The sequence below is a fragment of the Methanopyrus kandleri AV19 genome (genome assembly GCF_000007185.1).
GTDB classification, from domain to species: domain Archaea; phylum JAADCQ01; class Methanopyri; order Methanopyrales; family Methanopyraceae; genus Methanopyrus; species Methanopyrus kandleri.
The window spans coordinates 389,841-404,861 of record NC_003551.1 but is presented as its reverse complement, the minus strand read 5'-3'; the positions used below and the strand labels follow the sequence as shown (position 1 = coordinate 404,861).

Here is a 15,021-nt window from a genome sequence, read left to right as displayed (position 1 = left end):
TTGCTCGCGGAGGTCCTGCTGCAACCTATGGTCGTCTCCGTACTCATCGGCTCGACCGCGGCCGTGATAATAGTTCTCATAGCCCTCAAAACTTACTCGAAGAAGCTACGTATCAGGGAACTCGAACTGAAGGTCGAACGTGAGAAGGTCGAGCTCGTCAGGGCGGACCTCGAGCGTCGAAAGCTCTTGGATCTGTTGTTTTACCTCCCGGAAGACACGCGTCTGATGAAGCGAGTGGGTGAAATCCGCTCGCTGCTCACACGCTTGGCGGAAAAATATATGGACGTTGAGACTCGGTTGACCGTGGTCGAACTCGAAACCGAATTAAAGCGTCTCGAGAAGATCTTGAAGGACCTAGAGCGCGTGGAGGGAGATGTTAGAGGCGGTGAGAATGAATGACGATAGCCGAGTTCGTAGCAGTTGGCGTACTCACGCTAGCTATTATCGTTGCGATCGCGCTCATAGTTCGCAGTCGGGAGGTTCCTGAAGGGGAGGGTCTCTCGATGCTTCGCGACAAGATTTCCTTGACTACTAGGTCAGACGTCATAACCAAAAAGGTCGACGAGCTGATCGAGTGTCGCGTGGAGGAGCTTATCGACAGCTGGGGCTTGGCCACGACCGAAGACGTCGAAAAGGTCGAGAAGCGTGTCGACGCTCTCGACCGTAAGCTGAATGAACTAGAACAGAGGTTTAACGAGTTCCGTAACGACATCCGTCGCAAAATCGAACGGTTGGAAAGCCGATTACGGGAGCTCTCCTCCGAGTAAACCCTCTCAGGGGTCCATACGCGTGGAGAGGGAAATCACCCCTATTGTTCTTAGGGAAGGTTATGAATTCATTAACGATTGCTCCGAGAGTGACGTCATCGTAGTAGGAGCAGGGCCGGCCGGACTGACCTGCGCCTACGAGCTCGCGAAGAGCGACGTCGACGTTACAATAGTGGAGCGGAAACTGTACGTGGGAGGCGGCATGACCGGCGGAGGAATGCTGTTCCCAGCGGGCGTTATCATGGAAGAAACCGCTGAGGTGCTGGAAGAAGTCGGAGTCGAACTCCGTCCCGCTGAGGCAGGTCTCCTAGCGTTCAACCCCGTCGAAGCCGCCATTAAGCTAGCGAACGCGGCCCTTGAGGCCGGAGCTAGGATCCTAGTAGGTATAGAGGTTGAGGACGTCATCGAGCGCCGCGGAAGGGTGTGTGGGGTAGTGGTGAACTGGACGGCGGTGAAAGCTGCCAACATGCACGTCGACCCGCTAGCTCTCGAAGCCGAGTATACTGTAGACGCGACCGGACACGAGGCTGCAGTCTGCAAGCTAGCGGGCATCGAAGTGAAGGGCGAGGGGCCCATGTGGGCTGAGCGCGGGGAAGAACTCGTAGTGAAGCATACCCAGGAGGTGAAGCCCGGACTGTTCGTCGCCGGCATGGCAGCGTCGGCGGTGAAAGGCGCGTACAGGATGGGGCCCATCTTCGGCGGGATGCTCGAGTCAGGGAAGAAAGCGGCGGAGGAGATCCTCGAGCGGCTAACCGAGTAGTTCCAGCAACTTGCGTGTCTCCTCGACCGTCAGCTGCCCTGGTGCCGCTTTCTTCCTCACAGCGGCGTAAGTCGCGAACCCGCCGATCAGAACACTCACTACCCTGGTGTACTTGGCCTCCTCTCCCATCGCGAATCCTATAGTGGGTGCTTCTGCCGTTCGTACTACTTCCAGGATCCGCAGTGCGTCTTCGTGTCCCCTGGCCATAGTGACGACCTTCGCAACGTCTCCTAATTCGGCGCACCGGTCCCTGATGCCGATCAGCTCCTCCTTAGGCGGCGTATTTTCGAAGTTGTGGTACGACACGATCGTCTCACAGGACGGGCTTATGATCTCTTCCTCCGCTACGTCGAGCTCCAAGTCCACGTAGTCGGCCTCGGAGGACACCCGCTCCAGGATTTCGAGCCTCCGATCTTCATCGCCTTTGTACAGTCCTCCCTCCTCTTCGCGTCGGAGCGTCGCCACTACGCGTTCGTACCTAGTACACTCTCGCACGGCTCTGAGCGCCGTCGACATGTCTAAGTTCTCCAAGTAATCGAGCCTGACCTCCAGAGCGTCCGCACCCTGCTCTACGGCTTCTATAGCCAGTTCCACCATATCCTCGATGGTTCTGCCTGTAAGAGTGGCGATGATCAAGCGGAGGCCCCGGTTATTCCTCGCCTAGCGCCTCTTTGATCCTATCGATGACTATCTCGGCGATTCTGGGATCAGCCCCGAGCGGCTCCGCGTACACTATTTCCGCGTCTACGTCTACGGGCGTGTAGTCGCGGTGATGGTGGTGATGATGGTCGTGGTCGTCTTCGTCATCGTCCCACTCCGGTTCCAGCCCTAGCATCTTCGGGATATCTCTCTTCGTATGCACACCGTGGGCCAGGAACACCGGTACGACGACTATCTTGTCGACACCGGACTCTGCCGCCTTCTTTACGGCTTCCTGAACGGTAGGCTCACATAGCTCCATGAAACCTACTTCGACGGTCTCGAAGTCGCCCATCTCTTCGACGTATTCAGCGATTTTTTCGACGACTTGCCGACTGTAGGGAAGCCGGCTCCCGTGCCCGACCAACACCACCGCTACCATGGTATTACACCTCCTCCAGTACTGTATTAACGACCACGAGTACAGCCTGTATGGCTCTATATTCTCCTAACTCCCTTAGCTCCTCGGAGAGCTCCAGTTGAACGCCTTGAACACGCTCTCCGTCGCAATGGTACTCGAGTATGTCCCCACCTTGGAATTCCTGTTCGAATCCTACGTCGAAACCGGCCTCTTCCAACCGCTTCACAATCTTGGATACGAGCTTCCCTTTCGCGGATCGGCCACCTAAGGTCCCCAAGTCTACGTCCGGTCGCACTGGATCGGACTCCATCCCGTGCACGTCGATTATGAACCGAACGCCGTACCTTTTGATTAGCTCGTCGATGCGACGCCGAAATGGAGTGTTCCGGGCCCACTCGCGGTTGTAATCCGCCGGGTTCCCGTCTTCCAGCTTGGCTCGCCTGCTGACGGTGGCCACTAAAGCGTACGCTCCGGTAGCTTGGGCCACCTTCCACGCGATCTCACCCGTAAATACATCCGCACCTGGACCTTGAGCGTGAGGTGCTGTTATCAGCACTGGCCGCGTCCCGGTGAGTTCTATATATCCGTTAATACCCATCTGGGCGCTGACCTTCCCATCTTCTAGTTTCAAATCAGGAGTAGTTCGAACTATCTTTAATACCGACTCTGAATCAATTTTTAACTTCTTTGAAATTTCATCGACAGTTATTGGTCCATCATGTAAAACTAACTCTATAACCTTTGTACGAAGCAATCTTCACCGCAACCCCAATATATTTGCAGCATTTTCCTCCAAGATTTTATCGTGATTAACATCCGCTTCTTTTACGATTTCAAGTTGTACTGATGGGCTACCATAAGGTGAATCAGACCCGAAAATTATCCGATCATCACCCACACGTTCGGCCGTCTTCTCAATTACTTTGGGGTCTTTTACCAACGATACTTCGAGGTAAACATTCTCGTAGTTTTCCGCTACTTCAATCGCCGCATCATATCCTAGCTCCTTACCCATATGCGCCATGATCAGCTGAACGTCAGGAACTTCCTCCGCTAACTTACCGACGCGGACGGGATCGGAGAACGGTTCACCGCGTGCAGTGTGGAGTATCACGGGTACTCCCAGGTCTGCGGCTTTTTCAACGACCTTCACGGCCTCGGGATCGTCGGGGTAAAACGACTGGCTCCGGGGATGGAGTTTTACGCCTTTAAGCCCCAGCTCCTCTATGCATCTTTCCACTTCTTCTACGGCGCGTTCCTCGTAGTTCGGATCTACCCGACAGAATCCCACGAACTCATCGTACTCTTCGCACGCCTTCGCGATTCGATCATTGGCTTTCGAGAAACACACTCCCGGATCGACGTCATTGAACGGAAACACTACCGCGATGTCTACGCCCGCCGCTTCCATCCTTGCCAACAGCATCTGGGGTGTTTGAACTGTACTGTCGATATCCTCTCCTAGATGGTTATGCACGTCTATGATCATTTCACAACAATCCCCTCATCGAACGCATTAAGTACTCCAGCTCTGACATTACGTTTACTATTCTGTCACTCTCGTCTAAGGGAATTTCTACACCGTTTCGCTTTATTCCGAGTGTTACAACGCCCTTAATTATATCCTTAACAAAACCCTTGTTATCAACTCTGTACTTGTAAGATGCCATCGGAACTAACTTACCGATTACTTTAGTACCTTTCGGAATTGTGTACCTTTTCCCTTTAATTTCAACAGTTTTATTCGACCCTAATATAACCTCTGCGTAATTTCCGATATACTTTATGACATCCTTATGTACATACTCTACATTTAGTTTTGGCCTCTCTTGTAACTCTACTTTTCCATTCTTAAGAGGAGATACGAAACGTAATCCCAAATGCTCTAAAAATTTATCTACTCTACTTATAATTTTTAGTAAGGCGTCTTCAGCATCAATTTCCCTACCGTTAATAACGAAAGTAGCGTTAATACCTTTCTCTATGGCTTCTCTTCTATTATCAAAATGATTAGGATCATTTGGCGGTAATTTACCCTCTACTTCATATATATATAGTGCTTCCAAAGATAATCCTACTATAAGCATTACCACATCATGTAAATATTTCATGGACTTTTGATTATCGATTACCCGCACCTCAACTCTGTTCCTAGTCGGGCTGTCGTTCTCGTCTCCCGTGACGTTCGATGCGGGTCCTCTGGGGGTTATGTCCACGAGCCTTCGACCGTCGGGGTGCGCTACGACCCGCTCCTCGAACTCAGTATCCTTCCTAAGTCTCAGTCTGTACCTCAACCTTCCATAATACTGGGTTTTCGTCAAGTATGGGCGCTTCTCCAGACGCTTTATCGCTGCGTAGTAATTCGGTTTGAGTACCCTGCTTTTGAGGAGGCGACAACTAGCTGCGAGATTTTTTCCGCCACAGCAATATGGTGTGTTCGCAGTTGCTGCGATTATAATTGGTAAGTTATGCCACAACCAATTGTAAACTACTAATATCTGCTTTGGAGTCATGTACGGTTGATCCTTAAGTTTCACCATCACGTTGATGTGGGTTCCGTTAATAGGTAGCGGGTCGCTCTCGAAAGGATGCATACTTTCTAACATAACCTGTAGTCCCAACTCCTCGGCGGCTTTCTTTATGAGTTCCCTGCCTATCTCACAGGCCTCGATCACTTCATCGGGAGGTAAAGGCTGGGTCAGGTATTCGATTTGGGCCGGATTGGGTTCGGGATCCAACCCCAGAACGGTTCGCCAGCAATCCTCTAGGAGATTCGAGTCTGACTCCAACAGCTCCGCCGCCTTCACGATTACATCGTCTGCAGCCCGAGTCAGTGATCCGTCCCGGTCGATGAGGAAAAGCTCCTCTTCCACCCCTACCTTGACTTCGATTCTCTCCGCGAAGGATTCCACGCTTCGTCGCCTGAAAAACAGTCTTGTCACCCCCGGCCTATCAGCTCGTCGAGTGTGCGCTGGACGGGCTTGCGACTTCTGGGCTCCTCGCGTTCCGATTCCTCTTCCGTGATTATTTTCCCGTACTCTCCGCCTCCACCCGGTCGAATGTTCACGGTTCCCTCCCTGAACGATTTCAGCAGTTCAGCAACCCGCTCATCGACTTCTGCTATCTCCTCGATCGGTGTTTCGATTAGTACGTCTATTTCACTACCGAAGCGTCGGACCAACGAGTTCCAAACAGCCCTGACCTTCTTGGCGGTTATAGTCGAGAGTCCGAGGGCTTTCGCGATTATTTCGGCTAGAGGGATAATTCTGAGGTAAGGTGGTCTATGGTTCGGATGCTTCGGCTTCTCGAGGTCAGCCAGTTCTAAGACCCTGTCCCGGACGCCTTTTTTAATCGTACCTCCGCATTCAGGGCATCTCCAATTAAGGCGTTCTGCCTCCTCGAGCTCGAACTGGCGCTTGCACCGAGCACAGGCGGTTCGGTTGTACTTACCCAGCTCGGGGATGAGTCCCACGTTGAGTACCACGCGGCCACCCGGTTTCCTTCTGATCGCCGCTTTGAGAACGTCGTACGACGGCTCCTCTAGCTCGAACCTCACGAACTCGCGGCCCAGACGATGCGGGTATGGGGAATGGGCATCGGAGCACGTGAGAAACGTGTACTCGTGAAGTTCCGATATCCGGTCCGCGTAATCGGAATCTGCCGAAAGTCCGAGTTCCACGAAGTCCACACGGTCCATGGCGCTACCATAGCATTCCCTCAGCGAGTCGTACTCTTTGAAAACGCTCGTCCACGGCACGAAGGCGTGGGCGGGTCCGAAGAGGCAATCGTGATCTTTGAGTAAATCCGCCAGCTCCGCCCCAGTCATGCGCAGATGCGGCCGGCCTTCGGCATCGATGTCGTCGGAGTACCTGGAAAGTTCTCCGTGCAGTTCTTCGGCGTGATCGAGTGATGGTAGGATGATTAAATGGTGCACGCGGCGCTCGTCTTCAACCTCTACCGTCGGGACGAACAGTACACCGGTTTTCGGCTCCTTAAGGAGTCCGTATTCGTCTTCCACGAGCTCCCTCCGCACGTGGCGCCTCCATTTCGGGTGCAGTATGTCGCCCGTGCCGACGAGATCTAGGCCTTTCTTGGCGGCTCCTCGTGCTATCTCCCGTATCACCATTCTCGGTGAGGTACCGCCCGAGTACTGGGAGTGTAGATGTAGGTCCGAGTCGTATTGTTCTCCCACTTCACTCACCCGGCCAAGGGATTATTTCACGGAGCTTATCTTCGGTTTCCGGCACGATATAGAACGCCACCCACGCCGCTAGTATGACGATGGCGAGTCCCACCAACTGACCGATCACATCGTGGGCTAGTCGGAACCCTACTCCCCACACCTCCATCATGTAGAACATGCTCGCCAGCCTTAGCACGTTGCCGGCCGTGAGCAGTGCTACGGACGCGGCGAGGGCGGCGATTTTCCGGAGTACGGATGGGCCGGGAGTGGCGACGATCAATCCTACGAACAGCGAGATAGCGGGCCAGACGACGCATCCCTTCACGATCATCGCACTTACGGTTCCGACTTGGAACGTGTAGCCGGCCTTGGGAACGGTGAGCCCCATTAAGTGGAGCACACTTTCCACCCACTGGGCCGTCACGTACTGGAGCGGCTCTGTGTCTATGCCCGAGTAAACGAACAGCGATACCGAGATGGCGCTGGTTAGGTACCTTAGGTCCACCCCTCACCACCCCGGCATCAGCCCTAGGAGCCGCATTAAGCCCGAGACTCCGAAGGTTTGGATCACCCACGCCGCCGATAGCATCATGAGCAGGTCGTCTCCTTTGTGGTGGTCTTCGACTCCGGTAACGTTCGAGAGGATGTCCGCCGCGGTTACGGCGATACCCATCACTAAGGCACCTTGAGTGCTTCCGGTGATCAGCCATCCTAACCCCAACGCCGCTAAGAACTCGAAGAACGTTCCGATCGGGCTGATTCCCTCCTCAACCTCACGGATCCGAAACCCCTTGAGCGACACTACGGGATTGATCGATCCCGGGATGAACTGTGCGAGACCGCCGGCTCCATCTACGCCCTTAGCGACGAGGAAGGCCAAGCAAGAGTTCTCGAGACCTACGAGCGGTGCAAGACCGTATATCATCAGCGCGGCCAGGACGATCGAATTCCACGGGTCGTACCGTTCCCGCTTCTCGTAGATTATGGGGGCGAGTGGGGGCCGGATGAAAGCCGTAAAGAGTGTGAGTCCGAAGATCAAGGCGTGAAGGGGAGTTAACGTAGCTCGGAGTACCAATGGAGCTACTGCGGCTCCTCCCACGGCGGAGTACAGCAGGGTTGAAACGGGATTTCGTGGGAGCTTCCTGCGAAGCGCGGCTCCCACGGTAAATTCGCCTATTAGGGCAGAAACCATTGCGAATATGGGGTGTCCGGTGATAGCTGCTGCCGTGATTCCTGAGGCTACGGCTGTGAGAGGCGGACCGTACTCTTCCACACATACGGAAACCAAGGCGATCCAAGGGGACAGTGAGGGGGGGATGAAGGGGGAGAGTGCCGAGGAAATAGCGCGGACGGCGTGTCGCCAATGTGATCCCAACGAGGCTCACCCGATGTACCTGAGGTCTTCTTCCGGCTTACCCTCCTCCGCCTCCTGCTGCGCCTCTTCGAGCGCCGAAGGCATCTCCTCCAGCTGTGCCACGAATTCGCGCTCGAATCGCTCGGCCCGCTTCTTCAACGAATCGGCCTCGACTTCAACCCCCAGAATCGTGGACAGTTTCTCGACGACGGCCATCGCGGCCCGTGGGTCGATAACGTGCCCCGGAGTTACACCCATCAGGCAGACTCCTTTCATGCCCATCATCTTCCCGAAGCCGAGCAGCAGACCGGAAGCTCCTACGATGTTGCCGCCTTTGTCGCCGCTGCGGACTTCAATACCGTGCTCCTTCAGCAGGTCGATAAGCTCCTTGTGCGTAGCCGCCCCAACGACCTTGGGTTCCGTCGGGACGGTCCCGGTTCCGAGGCCTCCGAGTGTGAAGATCATTTCCGTTCCGAACTCCTTAACGGTTTGCAGTATGCGGATGGTGACCTCATGCTGTCCGAGCTCACCCTGCGCCTGCGCCTCGCCGATGAGGAAGATGATGTCCGGTTCATCACCTTCGGATTCGTACACGTAGAACTCGTTCCTCATTACTTCCACGATGCCATCCTCATTCACGGATACGTGTGGTGGGAAGTACGGTGAGTACAGCTCCGCGAACTTTTCGGCGCCTAAGTCCTCGATCATCGCCTCGGCGGCTAGCTTGCCTACGTGCCCGATGCCGGGAAGCCCCTCCACGAGGACCGGCTCCTCCACTTCTGGCTCGAAATCGAACTTGATCACGGTGTTTCCGCGGGCCAGCTTCAGCAGGTCCAACTTTTAATCCCCCTCGCCGGAAGGCGGGCCGAATTTCTCGGCCCACACCCTTTTCTTCAGCTTCCTTCGATATTTACCGTACGGGTCTTCCGGGGAGAATCGGTGCGGGTGCGGCACCTCCAGATCTCCACCGCAATGCGGACATTTGTCCCTTTGAAGCGTGTATTCCCCGCACTCCTTACACCTGCGTAGTCGTTTAGGCACGCTTTACCCCTCCTCGATCTCCCGGTGGAACTCGCCCTCGCCTCCGTGCTCTTCCACGTGGTCGATCGCGGCCTGAGCTGCCTTCCTGACCATTTTCTCTGCCGTTCGGTAGTCCGGAGCGTCCACGGTGATCCGGTACCGGGGAGCTCCTACGTACTGTACTTCCATTTTCACGTCGCCTTGCTGGAACTCTTCGATCTTCTCGAGTGCCTCACGGATTATCTCCACACCGTTCGGAGCCGGGCATGTGAGATCGACGTACGCCTCGATCTTCACGCGACCCGGCTCGATGTTCTCAATCGCCAGCTCCGCGAGCTTTTCGGCCCATTCTTCCGGTACTCCGGCCTTGAGGAGTGGTTCCGGCCCTTCCTCGGCGGCCGCCCTTTCCAGTGCATCGTAAAGGGATCCGTATTCTTCGATCAGTTTGTACCCAGCCTCCTCGTAAGCCTCGTCCAGATCCTTGCCGAGCTCTTCTGCGGCCATTTCTAGGAGCTTTTCGGCCCTCTGCTCACGCTTCCACTCCTTCAGTTTCTCCTTGCGCTGGTGGTCGGTGACCTTCCTGAGGGATAGGTTGGCGTACTTGCGCTTCGGGTTCACGCGGATAACCTTGGCGACTACCTTCTGACCCTCCTTGACGTAGTCCCTGATGTTCTTGACCCAACCGCTCGCTACCTCCGAGATATGGATGTACCCGTCCACTCCCGGGTACTCGTCCAGCGTGACGAAGGCTCCGTGGTCCTCGACACGCTCTACCGTGGCCATCACTATCTCGCCTTCTTCGGGAAGATCGCGTAACTTCCGGGGCATTACTCGAGCACCTCCTTGATCTTAGTGAGGATCTTGGCCTTACCGCCGGTCGGCTTGGCTAGGGTGCGGCCGCAGATGTGGCACTTTACCTCGGTGCTCGCGTTTCCGAATATGATCTGCTCGTTACCACAATCCACGCACTCCACGCGGAGGAACCTGCTACGAGGCTGCGGTACGAGATCGGACTCGGTGAACCTCTTCAGGAATCGCTTCTCATCCAAAGCGATCTCACCCCCTACTCCTCGGTGATCTCGAGGGTGCCGGCTCGCCAACCCTTCCGGGTGTGAGCTTTACCACACTCGGTGCACCGGTAGCGCAGGTCCACTTTCTTCGTGGGTTTCTCGCCCGACGGCTTGGGACGTGGGAATCCACCGTATCCTTTCAGGACGCGCTCGAACTGACGCTGTCCCCACGACATCTTTCTCGCGGGGTTCTTCTTGGCGCGCTCTACCTCGTGGATGGTGTGTTTCCGGCAGTACGGGCAGTACGTCCGGATTTTCTTCGGGATCTTAGCCAACGACTCACCCCCTCCACCTCCGGACGTGTTCCGCGAAGGGACCGCCCCATCGACGCCCCCGTTCCGAGAGGATCCGCGCGGCCGTCTCCCCGACCATTAATAAATCTCCCTCCTTTGAGGGCGGCACCTCCGCGCCCGTATCCGGATCCACAAAAGCGGGTAGCTTCCCGCGAACAACGCACACCTCGAGCTTGGGTTCCGGTTCTAAACGGTCGTCTTCTTCTTCGGTTCCGGCTCCGACCTCCTCCCCGATAACCTGGATCGCGTCCTTCACCGCTTCACGTAGGTCCTCTACATCCGGCGTCACGGGGTAGATGAGTTGGGCTTCCTCCGCGAACAGGTCCATTCTACGAAGCATTCCCACGAGCTCGGCGACGTCCGCCGTTCCGGCGCTCAGGCTCCAGTACAGTCGGACTAACAATCGCTGGAGCGTGTACGTCCTGCAGAACATGTACCTGAGGAGGGCCCGACGTACGTACAAAACGTCCTCCTCTCGATCGGTGGAGCGCTCGATCTCTTGGAGTAGTTCATCCAGTTCTCGGTAACTTCTGATATCCTCCTTGGCAATCTCGCACGCCTCACGGAGCACTTCGGCTCCTAGGTTCTCGAAGTATTCCCGTACCATCTCACGTAGCCATCCTCTGGGAGTCCGACGCTCCATGATCTGCGGGTTGATCCTGGAGAAAGCCTTGTTCACGCGTTCAGCGAACTCCTTCAGGTCTTCCAGCAAGCGCTCGGCGGATCTGACGTCCACTGCCTCCGAGCCCCGACCGATCCTTTTCTCCCCAGATCAACTTGCGTCCGAACTCAAAAACCTCGCCGCGCGCTCAAACTTTATACGGTCGGACCCGTCCCGCCGGAGCCGAGAAAACGGCGGAGGATTGGGGGAAACGGCCGATGGGACGCGGTGGACGCAGGAATCCAGGTAGGCCAAGACGCGGTTCTCTGGCCTTCAGCCCGAGGAAGCGTGCCTCACGGCCCGTTCCTAGGATCCGAAGTTGGCCGGACGAGGAGAGAGTGCGCGTGCAAGGATTCGCGGGTTACAAAGCCGGAATGACCCATGCCATCATGATCGACGACTGGCCCAACAGTCCGACCGAAGGTGAGGAAATCTCGGTGCCCGTAACGATCCTCGACGCTCCTCCGATGTACGTCGCCGCTATCCGTGCTTACGCGCCCACGCCGGACGGTTACAGGTGCGTGACCGAGGCATGGGCCGAGATTCCCGAGGAGCTGGAGATGGACCGGGTGTTCACGGTACCCAAGGACGGCGAGGCTGGAGACCTGGACAAGATCGAGGAGCTCGTCGACGAGGGTATTGTGGAGGAGATCAGGGTCATCGTGGCCACACAGCCGAAGAAGGCTGGAGTCCCGAAGAAGAAGCCCGACGTTATGGAGTACAGGATCGGCGGCAAGGACGTACGGGAGCGCTTCGAGTACGCCGTAGAGATCCTCAGCGAGGAGATCAGGGCCAAGGACGTCTTCGACGAGGGCGAGATCGTGGACGTCTCTGCGATCACGAAGGGTAAGGGCTTCCAGGGCGTGGTGAAGCGCTGGGGTGTCACGATCCAGGACCGTAAGACCCAGCGGAAGCAGAAGGGACGACACATCGGATCGATAGGTCCGATCACACCCTCTAGGGTAAGGTGGACTGTCCCGATGGCGGGTCAGGTGGGTTACCACCAGCGCACCGAGCACAATAAGCGCATCCTCAAGATCGGAGAGGACGGTGAGGAAGTCACTCCACGCGGAGGTTTCGTTAACTATGGAGTCGTCCGCGGTGATTACATCATGATCCACGGCACGGTTCCCGGACCGAAGAAGCGGTTGATCCGGGTAAGACCCGCCGTACGACCACCGAAGAACGCGCCCGAGGGAGCGCCTGAGATCCTGTACATCAGTCGGACGTCGCAGCAGGGTGTCCGGCCGAAGGCCTCCGAGGATGAGATCGTGGAGCAGCTCGGAGGTCCCGCGAGTGCCTAAGGGGGTAGTAGATAGTGGAGGCTCCCGTTTTCAACCTCGAGGGTGAAGAGGTCGACACGGTCGAGCTACCGTCTTTCTTCGAGGAGCCGGTCCGTAAGGACCTCATCCGGCGCGCGGTGCTGGCAGCTCAGGCTAACCGCCGCCAACCCTACGGTACCGACCCGCGCGCAGGTTTCAGGACGAGCGCCGAGTCCTGGGGTGCCGGTCACGGCGTGGCGATGGTCCCGAGGGTCAAGGGACGGAGGCACCCGGCGGCCGGTAGGGCTGCCAGGGTCGCCCAAGCGGTCGGAGGACAGAAGGCCCACGCACCGACACCCGAGAAGGACTGGACCCAGCGGGTTAACAGGAAGGAGCGACGTGCAGCGCTCAGATCCGCTCTGGCGGCGACAGCCAAGCCCGAGTTCGTGAAGGAGCGCGGCCATGTGATCGACGATGTTCCACACCTCCCGGTGGTGGTCGTGGACGAGCTGAAAAGCCTGAACAAGGCTCGGGAGGTCCGGGAATTCTTCAAGAGCGTCGGGTTGTGGGCCGACGTAGAGCGGGCCAAGAGCAATCGACGCATCCGGGCAGGTAAGGGTAAGCGGCGCGGTCGACGGTACGTAAAGCCGAAGAGCGTGCTCATCGTGGTGGACGAGGACGAGGGTATCAAGTTAGGTGCTAGAAACCATCCAGGTGTCGACGTGGTCGAGGCGATGCACCTGGGCGTCGAACACCTGGCTCCCGGTGCGCATCCCGGGCGACTGACTGTGTTCACACCCGGAGCCCTGGAGGTACTGGAAGAGCGTCTGGGGGAGTAAACCGTGGCCAAGAGATACGGTCCTAAGATCGAAGACCCACACGACGTCCTACTGTACCCAGTGGCCACTGAGAAGGCGATGCGGTTGATGGAGGCGGAGAACAAGCTCACGTTCATCGTGCGGCGGGACGCTAACAAACCGCTCATTAAAAAGGCCGTCGAGGAGCTGTTCGACGTCGAGGTGGAAAAGGTAAATACCCTAATAACCCCGACCGGGGAGAAGAAAGCTTACGTCAAGTTAAAGCCGGAGTACCGCGCCGAGGACGTCGCGGTCGATCTAGGGATCCTGTAGGGGGTTCCCGAGATGGGCAAGCGTATCCGCCCGCAGCGGTTGGGACGTGGCGGGCCTACGTACCGCGCTCCATCTCACCGTTACCGTGGTCGTATAGAGCACAGGCCTTACGATGAACAGGAAAAGAAGGGCAAGGTCGTCGGTAAGGTAGTCGAGCTGCTCCACGATCCGGCACGCAACGCTCCTGTGGCTAGAGTGAGGTTCGAGGACGGAGAGGAGCGACTCATACTAGTGCCCGAGGGAACCAAGGTGGGCGACATCATAGAGTGCGGTGTGTCCGCGGAGATCAAGCCCGGCAACACGCTTCCACTCGCGGAGATCCCGGAAGGAGTCCCAATATTCAACATCGAGGGACAGCCGGGTGACGGCGGTAAGTTCGCGCGGGCGCCCGGATGCTACGCCACCATCATCGCCCACGATGTCGGACGTACCTACGTGCAGCTCCCCTCTGGTAAGGTACGTACGTTCGACCCACGGTGTCGGGCCACGATCGGCGTCATGTCCGGTGGTGGTAAGCGCGAGAAGCCGTTCGTGAAGGCGGGTAAGAAGTACTACCACATGCGCAGCAAGGGTGGTAAGTGGCCGAAGGTACGTGGCGTCGCGATGAACGCCGTCGACCACCCGTTCGGTGGAGGTAACCACCAGAGCCCGGGTAAGCCCACGACGATCGCCAGAGGTGACCCGCCGGGTAGGAAGGTCGGTCACATCGCGGCCCGGAAGACAGGTCGTGGTGGACGCCGCTAACGCCCGCTTACATGCTTCTTCAGGAACCACTCGAGTTCTTCTGCACTAACTTCTATCTTCACGACGAAGCTCCCGTGGCACGGTTTCGTTATCGGTAGTACAATCCATTCATCCCCGTACGCCACCGGGATTTTCCCGTATCCTATCGCTCGAAGTCCCGGCAGAATCTCCTCACCAGGCTGTAACTTGACGATGTTTCCAAACTTCGATTCGATGTATCTCGCACAGTCGTCGAACGGCCTTCTCGCCATTAGTATCTCGTACTCCCGCTCCTCGAGGCAGAACGTCATCGACTCGCCCCCAGCACGTCCTCGACCGCCTTAACCCATCTCTTCGGGTCGTGCTTCCACCGCCGACCAGTTACCGGTGCGGTAAGGAACCCGCAGTCCTCGAGCCGATCCTCGAACTCCTCGGTACATACCGCCCTCGCGTCGTCGGGTTCCGATACCTCCTTCAGGGTGACCGCTATCTGTAATTCCGTATCGTTCGTCACGAACGCGAGCAGGATACCGGCGGCATCCGGGTCCTCTAGGTATTTCTCGTACGTTCGAGTTTCATCCACGTACTCCTTCTCAGGGTCGGCGTACTCGAGGAGCTTACATCCCGCCTCGGTGCTGAGTACTAACGCTCTATCGTCATACCGGTAGCACGCGTAAATCGCGGAGGAGATCTTCGGTGGGATCTTCGGACACCCCAGGGAGACGACGAGCAAGGGAG

General features: G+C 56.9%; 23 protein-coding genes. 7 read left to right on the top strand and 16 right to left on the bottom strand.

Going from position 1 to position 15,021, the window contains the following annotated elements:
* From MK_RS02325 to MK_RS02315, 3 genes are read left to right on the top strand one after another with little or no spacing between them, the layout of a single operon-like run.
* Positions 1–399 carry a hypothetical protein gene (locus tag MK_RS02325; RefSeq protein ID WP_148679500.1) on the top strand — a complete coding sequence of 133 codons (399 nt, stop codon included), beginning with the start codon at positions 1–3 and terminating at the stop codon, positions 397–399.
* Positions 396–767 carry a hypothetical protein gene (locus tag MK_RS02320; RefSeq protein WP_011018801.1) on the top strand — a complete coding sequence of 124 codons (372 nt, stop codon included), beginning with the start codon at positions 396–398 and terminating at the stop codon, positions 765–767. The genes MK_RS02325 and MK_RS02320 overlap by 4 nt, the downstream gene beginning before the upstream one ends.
* A 22-nt stretch (positions 768–789) precedes the next feature.
* Positions 790–1,527 (top strand): sulfide-dependent adenosine diphosphate thiazole synthase, encoded by a 738-nt coding sequence (locus tag MK_RS02315; protein WP_011018800.1) that lies wholly within the window; start codon positions 790–792, stop codon positions 1,525–1,527.
* Here the strand turns inward: MK_RS02315 and aroD are convergent.
* From aroD to MK_RS02245, 14 genes are all read right to left on the bottom strand, one after another.
* Positions 1,516–2,163 (bottom strand): type I 3-dehydroquinate dehydratase, encoded by a 648-nt coding sequence (gene aroD, locus MK_RS02310; RefSeq protein WP_011018799.1) that lies wholly within the window; start codon positions 2,161–2,163, stop codon positions 1,516–1,518. The two genes, MK_RS02315 and aroD, sit on opposite strands and share 12 nt — an antisense overlap.
* 13 nt (positions 2,164–2,176) lie before the next feature.
* The gene (cfbA, locus tag MK_RS02305; RefSeq protein WP_011018798.1) at positions 2,177–2,608 is read right to left on the bottom strand and encodes a sirohydrochlorin nickelochelatase; all 432 of its coding nucleotides are present in this window, start codon (positions 2,606–2,608) and stop codon (positions 2,177–2,179) included.
* 4 nt (positions 2,609–2,612) lie between these two features.
* Positions 2,613–3,143, bottom strand: a complete 531-nt coding sequence (locus tag MK_RS02300; RefSeq protein WP_011018797.1) for an N-formylglutamate amidohydrolase — start codon at positions 3,141–3,143, stop codon at positions 2,613–2,615.
* A gap of 201 nt (positions 3,144–3,344) precedes the next feature.
* Positions 3,345–4,076 (bottom strand): amidohydrolase family protein, encoded by a 732-nt coding sequence (locus MK_RS02295; RefSeq protein WP_011018796.1) that lies wholly within the window; start codon positions 4,074–4,076, stop codon positions 3,345–3,347.
* A 1-nt stretch (position 4,077) separates the two neighbouring features.
* Positions 4,078–5,499, bottom strand: coding sequence for a hypothetical protein (locus tag MK_RS02290; protein ID WP_148679497.1), 1,422 nt, complete (start codon positions 5,497–5,499; stop codon positions 4,078–4,080).
* A 26-nt stretch (positions 5,500–5,525) separates the two neighbouring features.
* Positions 5,526–6,779 carry a TIGR00375 family protein gene (locus tag MK_RS02285; protein WP_011018794.1) on the bottom strand — a complete coding sequence of 418 codons (1,254 nt, stop codon included), beginning with the start codon at positions 6,777–6,779 and terminating at the stop codon, positions 5,526–5,528.
* Between the two features lies 1 nt (position 6,780).
* Entirely contained in the window at positions 6,781–7,275 is a 495-nt protein-coding gene (locus MK_RS02280; RefSeq protein WP_011018793.1) for an archaeosortase/exosortase family protein, read from the bottom strand.
* A gap of 3 nt (positions 7,276–7,278) precedes the next feature.
* The gene (locus tag MK_RS02275) at positions 7,279–8,058 is read right to left on the bottom strand and encodes a hypothetical protein (RefSeq protein WP_158295887.1); all 780 of its coding nucleotides are present in this window, start codon (positions 8,056–8,058) and stop codon (positions 7,279–7,281) included.
* A 93-nt stretch (positions 8,059–8,151) separates the two neighbouring features.
* Positions 8,152–8,961, bottom strand: coding sequence for a proteasome assembly chaperone family protein (locus MK_RS02270; protein WP_011018791.1), 810 nt, complete (start codon positions 8,959–8,961; stop codon positions 8,152–8,154).
* Between the two features lie 3 nt (positions 8,962–8,964).
* A complete protein-coding gene (locus tag MK_RS02265) occupies positions 8,965–9,165 on the bottom strand; it encodes an RNA-protein complex protein Nop10 (protein WP_011018790.1) in 201 nt (66 codons plus the stop codon).
* 3 nt (positions 9,166–9,168) lie between these two features.
* On the bottom strand, positions 9,169–9,972 hold the full coding sequence (locus MK_RS02260; RefSeq protein WP_011018789.1) for a translation initiation factor IF-2 subunit alpha: 804 nt from the start codon (positions 9,970–9,972) through the stop codon (positions 9,169–9,171).
* The gene (locus tag MK_RS02255) at positions 9,972–10,175 is read right to left on the bottom strand and encodes a 30S ribosomal protein S27e (RefSeq protein ID WP_148679914.1); all 204 of its coding nucleotides are present in this window, start codon (positions 10,173–10,175) and stop codon (positions 9,972–9,974) included. The genes MK_RS02260 and MK_RS02255 overlap by 1 nt, the downstream gene beginning before the upstream one ends.
* Before the next feature lie 32 nt (positions 10,176–10,207).
* Positions 10,208–10,489: a 50S ribosomal protein L44e gene (locus MK_RS02250; protein WP_011018787.1), complete on the bottom strand. Its 282-nt coding sequence runs from the start codon at positions 10,487–10,489 to the stop codon at positions 10,208–10,210.
* A 4-nt stretch (positions 10,490–10,493) separates the two neighbouring features.
* Positions 10,494–11,243: a hypothetical protein gene (locus MK_RS02245; protein ID WP_011018786.1), complete on the bottom strand. Its 750-nt coding sequence runs from the start codon at positions 11,241–11,243 to the stop codon at positions 10,494–10,496.
* A gap of 143 nt (positions 11,244–11,386) precedes the next feature.
* Here MK_RS02245 and MK_RS02240 point away from each other — a divergent pair, with 143 nt between their 5' ends.
* The 4 genes from MK_RS02240 to MK_RS02225 are packed head-to-tail and all read left to right on the top strand — an operon-like array spanning position 11,387 to position 14,304.
* Positions 11,387–12,472: a 50S ribosomal protein L3 gene (locus MK_RS02240; RefSeq protein WP_011018785.1), complete on the top strand. Its 1,086-nt coding sequence runs from the start codon at positions 11,387–11,389 to the stop codon at positions 12,470–12,472.
* 14 nt (positions 12,473–12,486) lie between these two features.
* Positions 12,487–13,269: a 50S ribosomal protein L4 gene (gene rpl4p / locus MK_RS02235; protein ID WP_011018784.1), complete on the top strand. Its 783-nt coding sequence runs from the start codon at positions 12,487–12,489 to the stop codon at positions 13,267–13,269.
* A gap of 3 nt (positions 13,270–13,272) precedes the next feature.
* Positions 13,273–13,560, top strand: coding sequence for a 50S ribosomal protein L23 (locus tag MK_RS02230; protein WP_011018783.1), 288 nt, complete (start codon positions 13,273–13,275; stop codon positions 13,558–13,560).
* Between the two features lie 12 nt (positions 13,561–13,572).
* The gene (locus MK_RS02225) at positions 13,573–14,304 is read left to right on the top strand and encodes a 50S ribosomal protein L2 (RefSeq protein WP_011018782.1); all 732 of its coding nucleotides are present in this window, start codon (positions 13,573–13,575) and stop codon (positions 14,302–14,304) included.
* On the opposite strand, the gene MK_RS02220 is transcribed toward MK_RS02225, so the two are convergent.
* Both MK_RS02220 and MK_RS02215 read right to left on the bottom strand, forming a co-directional pair.
* Complete coding sequence (locus MK_RS02220; RefSeq protein WP_011018781.1) at positions 14,301–14,594, bottom strand: DUF1894 domain-containing protein; 294 nt, start codon at positions 14,592–14,594, stop codon at positions 14,301–14,303. The two genes, MK_RS02225 and MK_RS02220, sit on opposite strands and share 4 nt — an antisense overlap.
* Positions 14,591–15,016, bottom strand: a complete 426-nt coding sequence (locus MK_RS02215) for a DUF1890 domain-containing protein (protein WP_011018780.1) — start codon at positions 15,014–15,016, stop codon at positions 14,591–14,593. The genes MK_RS02220 and MK_RS02215 overlap by 4 nt, the downstream gene beginning before the upstream one ends.
* Between the last annotated feature and the right edge of the window lie 5 nt (positions 15,017–15,021).

Bases quoted from the DNA above. Each gene is read 5' to 3' on its own strand.
- MK_RS02320 (WP_011018801.1), top strand. From the start codon at position 396: ATGACGATAGCCGAGTTCGTAGCAGTTGGCGTACTCACGCTAGCTATT.
- cfbA (WP_011018798.1), bottom strand. From the start codon at position 2,608: ATGGTAGCGGTGGTGTTGGTCGGGCACGGGAGCCGGCTTCCCTACAGT.
- MK_RS02295 (WP_011018796.1), bottom strand. From the start codon at position 4,076: ATGATCATAGACGTGCATAACCATCTAGGAGAGGATATCGACAGTACA.
- MK_RS02260 (WP_011018789.1), bottom strand. From the start codon at position 9,972: ATGCCCCGGAAGTTACGCGATCTTCCCGAAGAAGGCGAGATAGTGATG.
- MK_RS02240 (WP_011018785.1), top strand. From the start codon at position 11,387: ATGGGACGCGGTGGACGCAGGAATCCAGGTAGGCCAAGACGCGGTTCT.
- MK_RS02225 (WP_011018782.1), top strand. From the start codon at position 13,573: ATGGGCAAGCGTATCCGCCCGCAGCGGTTGGGACGTGGCGGGCCTACG.
- MK_RS02220 (WP_011018781.1), bottom strand. From the start codon at position 14,594: ATGACGTTCTGCCTCGAGGAGCGGGAGTACGAGATACTAATGGCGAGA.